Source organism: uncultured Thiodictyon sp., from assembly GCA_903837595.1.
Lineage (GTDB): Bacteria > Pseudomonadota > Gammaproteobacteria > Chromatiales > Chromatiaceae > Thiodictyon.
Map to the genome: position 1 here is coordinate 19,530 of CAILVI010000248.1, position 7,997 is coordinate 27,526.

At 64.8% G+C, this 7,997-nt stretch carries 7 protein-coding genes; 6 read left to right on the plus strand and 1 reads right to left on the minus strand.

The genetic code is table 11. The features are described from left to right. Positions 1-21 precede the first annotated feature (21 nt). The 5 genes from QZY44_RS13620 to QZY44_RS13640 all read left to right on the plus strand — a co-directional run bounded on the left by QZY44_RS13620 (position 22) and on the right by QZY44_RS13640 (position 6,797). Positions 22-1,356, plus strand: a complete 1,335-nt coding sequence (locus QZY44_RS13620; protein ID WP_295447086.1) for a restriction endonuclease subunit S — start codon at positions 22-24, stop codon at positions 1,354-1,356. A gap of 14 nt (positions 1,357-1,370) precedes the next feature. Beyond that, positions 1,371-1,856, plus strand: coding sequence for a Cys-tRNA(Pro) deacylase (gene ybaK / locus QZY44_RS13625; RefSeq protein WP_295447089.1), 486 nt, complete (start codon positions 1,371-1,373; stop codon positions 1,854-1,856). 290 nt (positions 1,857-2,146) lie between these two features. Continuing rightward, positions 2,147-2,470, plus strand: a complete 324-nt coding sequence (locus tag QZY44_RS13630) for a hypothetical protein (RefSeq protein WP_295447091.1) — start codon at positions 2,147-2,149, stop codon at positions 2,468-2,470. Then, positions 2,467-5,619: a type I restriction endonuclease gene (locus QZY44_RS13635; protein WP_295447093.1), complete on the plus strand. Its 3,153-nt coding sequence runs from the start codon at positions 2,467-2,469 to the stop codon at positions 5,617-5,619. The genes QZY44_RS13630 and QZY44_RS13635 overlap by 4 nt, the downstream gene beginning before the upstream one ends. Before the next feature lie 104 nt (positions 5,620-5,723). Further along, positions 5,724-6,797, plus strand: a complete 1,074-nt coding sequence (locus QZY44_RS13640; RefSeq protein ID WP_295447095.1) for a hypothetical protein — start codon at positions 5,724-5,726, stop codon at positions 6,795-6,797. 55 nt (positions 6,798-6,852) lie between these two features. On the opposite strand, the gene QZY44_RS13645 is transcribed toward QZY44_RS13640, so the two are convergent. Further along, the gene (locus tag QZY44_RS13645; RefSeq protein ID WP_295447097.1) at positions 6,853-7,392 is read right to left on the minus strand and encodes a YaeQ family protein; all 540 of its coding nucleotides are present in this window, start codon (positions 7,390-7,392) and stop codon (positions 6,853-6,855) included. A 314-nt stretch (positions 7,393-7,706) separates the two neighbouring features. Here QZY44_RS13645 and QZY44_RS13650 point away from each other — a divergent pair, with 314 nt between their 5' ends. Next, positions 7,707-7,937: an Rpn family recombination-promoting nuclease/putative transposase gene (locus QZY44_RS13650; protein WP_295447099.1), complete on the plus strand. Its 231-nt coding sequence runs from the start codon at positions 7,707-7,709 to the stop codon at positions 7,935-7,937. The last annotated feature ends 60 nt before the right edge of the window (positions 7,938-7,997 follow it).

Sequence of the window (7,997 nt, forward strand, 5' to 3'; positions counted from 1 at the left end):
GCGTGGGAGCCAGAGGCTGCCATGAGCTTCCCGCGCTATCCGAGCTACAAGAGCTCTGGGGTTGAGTGGGTGGGAGAGGTGCCAGGGCATTGGGATGTCACTCGACTGAAGTTCGTCGCAACGGTTCAGACTGGCGTCGCGAAAGGCAAGGACAACTCCGGTAAATCGACTATTGAAGTACCCTACCTGCGCGTCGCCAACGTACAGGACGGATATCTCGACCTGAACGAAATCGCAACCATTGAGATACCAGCCGATGACCTTGCGCGCTATAGCCTGAGGCCGGGCGACGTATTGATGAATGAAGGCGGCGATTACGACAAGCTCGGCAGGGGGCATGTCTGGCAAGGGGAAATCGCACCGTGCATTCACCAGAACCATGTCTTTGCGATCCGGCCGACTGGCATTTCACCGCAATGGCTGAACCTGATCACCGGCTCCGGATATGCGCGGTTCTATTTCATGTCGCGATCGAAGCAAAGCACGAACCTTGCGTCGATTTCTTCAACGAATGTCATGGAGCTTCCGGTGGTGATTCCTCCGGCCGAGGAGCGGGTGACCATTGCCATCTTCCTCGACCGCGAAACCGCCAAGATCGACGCCCTGACGGCCGAGCAGCGCACCCTGATCGAACTGCTGAAGGAGAAGCGCCAGGCGGTCATCTCCCACGCCGTGACCAAGGGCCTGAACCCGGATGCACCGATGAAGGACTGCGGGGTGGAGTGGTTGGGGGAAATGCCAGCGCACTGGTCGCTTAAGCGGCTAAGAGTGATTTCTCCCTTCATCGCTGTCGGAATCGTTGTGAACCCTAGCGAATATGTGTCTGAGGACGGTTACCCTTTCATCTACGGAGGCGACATTACCGAGGGCAAGATCAATTTCGCGGCAGCGAGACGTATTAGCGACGCTGACAGTCAGAAGAACGGCAAGACGTTGCTTAATGAAGGTGATTTATTGACTGTTAGAGTGGGCGCTCCGGGAATAACTGCTGTGGTTCCAAAAGAGTGTGAGGGCGGGAATTGTGCATCCGTGATGCTCATCAGGAAAGGAGATTTTGATTCGCGCTGGCTTTGCTATGCGATGAATAGTCGCATGATTCGCTATCAAGTCGAAATCGTGCAATACGGCGCGGCGCAAGAGCAGTTTAACATTAGCCACGCAATCAATTTCTGGGTTGCGCTTCCGAAGTTGGAAGAGCAAATCGCCATCGCAGCATGCCTCGACCGCGAAACAGCCCATTTCGACGCCCTAACCGCCGAAGCCGAACAGGCCATCGCCCTACTCCAAGAACGCCGCACCGCCCTCATCTCCGCCGCCGTCACCGGCAAGATCGACGTACGCGGATGGACCCAATAGTCGGCGGAGATGAGATGAAAACGAACACCGGCCCCGAAACCCCAGCGACCAAATTCCTTCGCAAGCACCAGGTGGCCTTTTCCAGCCATCTCTATGCCTACGAAGAGCACGGCGGCACCTCGGTATCGGCTCGGGAACTCGATGTTGATGAACATCAGGTTGTGAAGACGCTGGTCATGGAGGACGAGTCGGAGCGGCCCTTGATCGTGCTGATGCACGGCGATTGCAAGGTATCGACCAAGGAACTGGCGCGGCAGATCGGCTGTAAGAAGGTCGAGCCATGCAAGCCGGATACGGCAAACCGGCACACCGGCTTCCTGGTTGGCGGAACCAGTCCGTTCGGAACCAAGAAGGCCATGCCGGTCTATATTGAAAAGACGATCCTGGCCTTACCGCTGATCTATATCAACGGCGGCCGTCGCGGCTATCTGGTCGGCATCGATCCGAAGGACCTTCAGCGGTTGCTCTCCCCAGTGGTTGTGCAGGTCGTGCTGAAATGATGGCGCCAGGGCAGCTGGATGAGCGCCCCAGGGCGGTAGGGTGCGGTGAGGAACGAACCGCACCGCGGGCGGATGGTGCGGTTCGTTCCTCACCGCACCCTACAGGAACCATCGTGACCGCAACGATGATTGAGGCCAAACCGAGCTGCGTCCGCAGCCGGTACCGGCAAGATCGACGTACGCGGATTGACCAAGTAGGCGGCAGAGCGGCGCACCTCGGCCACCTTGCTGTTTCGTATCTTTTTCCGCATGATGAAACGCACGATGATTTCTGAGCCCAAGAGGCGATCATGATCAGCATCAGTGCTGAGGATTTGAAGACCCAAGGCATTGCCGCGATCGAGACGGCCCTGGCCGATCAGCCTGAGGCGCTCATCAGAGCCCGGGGCGAGGGCCGGTTCGTGGTCATGGACCTGGCGCACTACCACTATCTGCGCGAGTGCGAGCTGGAAGCGGCCTTGGCGCAGACGCGGGCGGACCTGGCCGCGGAGCGCTTCGTCGAGGAGTCGGCCGAGGCTCACATGGACCACATAGAGGCGGCCCTTTCCGCCGAGTCGCCAGGAATGAGTCTCGGTTTAGTTTTCAACTCGCGTGATCAATCCATCGAACCATGAGCCCCCACCAGGAAATCGCCTTCGAGGACGACGTCTGCGCCCACCTGGCGGCCCACGGCTGGCTCTACGAACCAGGGGATGCACAGCGTTATGACCGTGCCCACGCATTGTTCCCGCCGGACCTGATCGCCTGGATCGAGGAGACCCAGCCGGCCGCCTGGGAGTCGTTAACCAAGACCCACGGCGCGGCCACCGAGGCCGTCCTCCTGGACCGCATCCGCAAGCAGCTCGATGACCGCGGTACCCTGGACCTGCTGCGGCACGGGGTGGAACTGCTGGGCCTGCGCAAGCCGTTGCAATTGGCCCAATTCAGGCCGGCGCTGGCCATGAACCCGGCCCTGGAGGCGCGTTACCGCGGCAACCGGCTGCGGGTGGTGCGCCAGGTGCATTACTCGCTGCACCATGAGGGCAGCCTGGACCTGACGCTCTTTCTCAATGGCCTGCCGGTTGCGACCGCGGAACTGAAGACCGATTTCACCCAGTCCGTGGAGGACGCGGTGGATCAGTACCGCTTCGACCGGCACCCCCATCCCAAGGGCCAGGGCCACCCGGAACCCCTGCTCGCCTTCCCGAGCGGTGCCCTGGTCCACTTTGCGATCAGCAATTCGCGGGTCGCCATGACGACCCGGCTCCAGGGTCCGGGGACCAGCTTCCTGCCCTTCGACCGCGGCGATGCGGGCGGGGCCGGCAATCCGCCGAACCCGAGCGGGCACCGGACCGCCTATCTGTGGGAGTCCGTCTGGGAGCGCGAGAGTTGGCTGGAGGTCCTGGGCCGCTATCTGGTCGCCCAGCGCGACCGCAAGCAGCGGATCGGCAACGTCATCTTCCCGCGCTTCCATCAGCTCGACGCGACCCGCAAGCTTCTGGCATCGGTGTTGGCGGAGGGTCCAGGGGGCCTGTACCTGGTCCAGCACTCGGCCGGGTCCGGCAAGACCAACTCCATCGCCTGGGCCGCGCACTTTCTGGCGGACCTGCACGATGCGGACGATCGCAAGCTCTTCGATACGGTGCTGGTGGTCTCCGACCGCACGGTGCTGGACGACCAGCTTGCGGAGGCGATCTTCGACTTCGAGCGCACCGCGGGGGTGGTGGCGGTCATCACCCGGGACAGCGGCAGCAAGAGCGGCGAGCTGGCGCGGGCCTTGGCGGGGGGTAAGAAGATCGTCGTCTGCACCATCCAGACCTTCCCCCGCGCCATCCAGGCGGTGCGGGAGCTGGCGGCGACCCAGGGCAAGCGCTTCGCCGTGATCGCCGACGAGGCCCACAGCTCCCAGACCGGGGAGGCGGCGGCCAGGCTGCGGGAGGTCTTGTCCGCGCAGGAGCTGGCGGAACTGGCGGACGGCGGGGAGGTCGGCACCGAGGACCTGCTGGCGGCCCAGATGACGGCCCGCGCCGGATCGGGTTCAGGCGCCAAGGAGTCCGGCATCACCTATATCGCCTTCACCGCCACCCCCAAGGCCAAGACGCTGGAGCTGTTCGGCCGGCGACCCGAGCCGCTGCGGCCGCCCGGACCTGACAACCTGCCGGCCGCCTTCCACGTCTATTCGATGCGTCAGGCGATCGAGGAGGGCTTCATCCTCGACGTGCTGCGCAACTACACGCCCTACAAGCTCGCCTTCCGGCTCGCCATGCTCGGTCCGGGCGGGGAGCAGGAATTGAGCGAGCAGGATGTGGTCCGCGACGAGGCGCTGAAGGGAGTGCTCCGCTGGGTGCGGCTGCATCCCTATAACATCGCGCAGAAGGTGGCGGTGGTGGTGGAGCATTTCCGGGAGACCGTCGCCCCGCTCATTGCCGGCCAGGCCAAGGCGATGGTAGTGGTCGGCAGCCGGGTGGAGGCGGTGCGCTGGCAGCGCGCGACGACCAAGTACATCCGCGACCAGGACTATGCGATCGGCGCACTGGTCGCCTTCTCCGGCGAGGTGTCGGACCCGGAGTCCGGACCCGACCCCTTCACCGAGCGCAGCCTGACCCTGAACCCGGCGCTGCGGGGGCGGGATCTGCGCGAGGCCTTCGCCACCGACGAGTATCACCTGCTGCTGGTGGCCAACAAGTTCCAGACCGGCTTCGACCAGCCGCTGCTGTGCGGCATGTATGTGGACAAGCGCCTGGCCGGCATCCAGGCGGTGCAGACCCTCTCACGCCTCAACCGGGCGCACCCGGGCAAGGACACGACCTACATCCTCGATTTCGTCAACGAACCGGACGACATCCTTGCGGCCTTCAAGCCCTATTATGAAACCGCGACACTCGCGGGCGTGACCGACCCCAATCTGGTCTACGACCTGCGCGCCCGGCTGGATGCCGCCGGCTATTACGATGACTTCGAGGTCGAGCGCGTGGTGACCGTGGAACTGAACCCCAGGGCGACCCAGGCGCAACTGTCCGCCGCACTGGAGCCGGTGGCGGACCGACTGCTCAAGCGCTTCAAGGCGCAACTGCTGGCGTTGGACGCCGCCCGGGCCAGGACGGATGCCGCCGCGGGACAGGCGGCCCAGGACGCGATGAACGCGCTGATCCTGTTCAAGCGCAATCTGGGGGTCTTTCTGCGTGTCTATGCCTTCCTCTCCCAAATCTTCGACTACGGCAACACCGCCATCGAGAAGCGGGCGATCTTCTATAAGCGCCTGCTGCCGCTCTTGGATTTCGGACGGGCGCGCGAAGGGGTGGATTTGTCGAAGCTCAAGCTCACCCACCATGGGCTCCACGCGCAAGGCCGGCGGCACCTGCCGCTCACTGGCGGCGAACGGCTCACGCCGATGACGGACCCCGGCAGCGGGGAGGTGCGGGAGCAGGAGCGGGCGCGCCTGGCCGAGATCATCGCCGCGGTCAATGACCTCTTCGAGGGCGCACTGACCGACGACGACAAGCTGGTCTATGTGAATAACGTCTTGAAGGGCAAGCTCCTGGAGTCCGAGACCCTGATCCAACAGGCCAGGAACAACACCAAGGAGCAGTTCGCGACCTCGCCGGATCTCAGCACCGCCCTGATGAACGCGATCATCGACGCCTTCGCCGCTCACGGAACCATGAGCAAGCAGGCGCTCGACTCCGAACGGGTGCGCACCGGACTCAGGGACATCCTGCTCGGGCCGGCACAGCTCTACGAGTCTTTGCGCTCCCATGGCGAGGAGCAGACGGAGGCCCGCTGACGCCATGACTGCACCGACCCCAACCCCGCAACGCCGTCCGGGCACGCACCCCAGCGCTTGCCCGGGTTGCGATCTGCTGGTGGCACCCGTGACGCGCGCCCACCATGCCATTACAGATTGAATTCGAGACCACGGCGGCGGACCGGGGGACCCTGTACGTCCGCGGTCTGCCAGAGGTCGGCCCCGAGGTCCTGGTGGCGGTCCAGCGACTCGCCGATGAGCACTATCTCACGATGCACGGACTGTGGGACGCGACCGCCAGTTGGTTTCCGTGTCCCCGCCTGGACGGCGACGACGCGGCGAGTCGGTTCGGGACGGGTGCGGCACTCACCGCGGGGATTCTAGGTGCCGCCCGCGAGCCGCTGCGCATGCATCTGCGGCGGCGCGATTTCTCGGACGTCGGGACGCTGAGGGTCCGCGGCCTGGAGCCGGCACCAGCGGTTGCGCCGGAGCCAGTCGCAGACGCTGCACCGAAGGCCGCGCCCGAACCGGCGCCAGGCGCCCCGAGGCCGCCCGACCGCGACCCGGTGCAGCAACGACTTCCAGGGTCCAAAGATGTGGCCCCGGCGACCGCCGCCCGGGCCACATTGACGACCAACACGGCAATGCCACACCGGAAGCCCGCCCACCACTGGACCGGCGCGCGTTGGATGGTGTTGGCCTTGTGCGTCATCTGCCTCATTGCCCTGACCTGGTGGTACACAACACAGAAGCCCATCCAGCCGACGCTACCCAACTCACCGCCACCCGACCAGATGCCTGCCACTGGCAAGGCGCTCGCCGATGACCTCAAGCGGCAGCAGCTCGCCCCGGCAGACCTGTTCCAACGCGCCGCGCAGGCCGACCAGGCAGGCGACTGCGAGGCCGCCATCCGGCTCTTCATTGAGGCCGCGAGCCGCGACGCGGCCTTCGCGGACGGCTTGGCGCGACGGTATGACTCAGTCGACCCGCAACCGTCCCCCTGCTTCGCCGAGCCCAAACCGGACAGCGCGATGGTGTGGTACGAGCGCGCCGCGCAGGCGGGCATCCCTCACGCACAACGCCGTTACGGTGAGTTGCTCCTGGGCGAGACCAACGTCGGCCCCGTCTACCGCGACGCCATTGATTGGCTGCGCAAGGCCGCCGCGGCCGGCGATGCGGCGGCGGCCAGCCGGCTTGCGGGGCTGGGGGAGCGCTGACCGCGGGTGCTCGGGTCGATTCGTCGCGGCCGGGGGCCGCTCCTACGGGGTCACTTCAGGCCAGGCGGTCAATCGGGGTGACGTCGACGGTGACCTGGTCGGTACCAAACCAGACCTGGCCGCCATCGATGGTGCATTGCAGCTCCATGGAGCGCTCGGCCAGATCGGCCAGGGCACGGACCTCCGCAGTGGTGAGCGCCCAGACCCTGAGATTGCGCAGACGCCGCAGCCCCTCCCCGTTCTGTTCCCACCACAGATCGGACGCCCGCCCGCCATAGTTGATGACGACGACCTCCCGGGCGCGCCCGCACGCCTTGCGGATGCGCCGCTCGTCGGGCTGGCCGAGCTCGATCCAGCGCTCGATCTCCCCGCTCAGGCTGTGCTGCCAGAGATCCGGCTCGTCGTCCGCACTCACCCCCTTGGTGAAGGTGAGGCGCGGGTCCGCATAGAGACAGAAGGCGAACAGCCGGACCATCATCCGGTCATCGGTCTCGGAGGGGTGACGGGCGATGGTGAGACTGTGGCTCTCATAGTAGTGACGGTCCATATCACTGATCTGCACCTGGGCCTTGAACACGGTTGCCTTGAGGGCCATGAATCTGTCCTGACCGGCGGACCGGTCGTGATAGGGAGAGTGAGCGGACGACACGCCAGCGACCACGACACCCGGGAGCCAGCGCGGAGTATAGTCGCCAAACGAGGGCCATCCGAACCGCGCGGCACCGTACCCCGCAGTTCTTGCGGTTTCAGGAAGGCATCGCGGACATACTCGGGGGCCTCGGGACAAACCCCGACGCCGATATCCACGTTGGATCCCGCCTCCAGATCAGGTCGATGCCCACTGCATTCAGTGCGTGCTCAGTCAGGTCCGCTTGCCTCCAACGCCGAAAGCCACTAGCCTCTGACGCCATGGACGACATCGCAACACCCCACGACGCCTTCTTTCGCGAAAGCTTCGGCCGCCGCGAGATCGCCCAGGACTTCCTGCGGCACTACCTGCCGGCTTCGCTGCTCGCCCGGATCGACCTGGGCACGCTGGAGATCTCCAAGGACACCTACTACCTTATTCCGCCTAATCTTGCGCCCGCTCAAGCCCCAAAGGGGCGCGACATACCAGCCCAGGGCAACGCCCTGGGTTAGCGTTGTTTATTCGGCCCAGCCCTGAAAGGGCGTGACATAACGGTGGGGCTCGTTATGTCA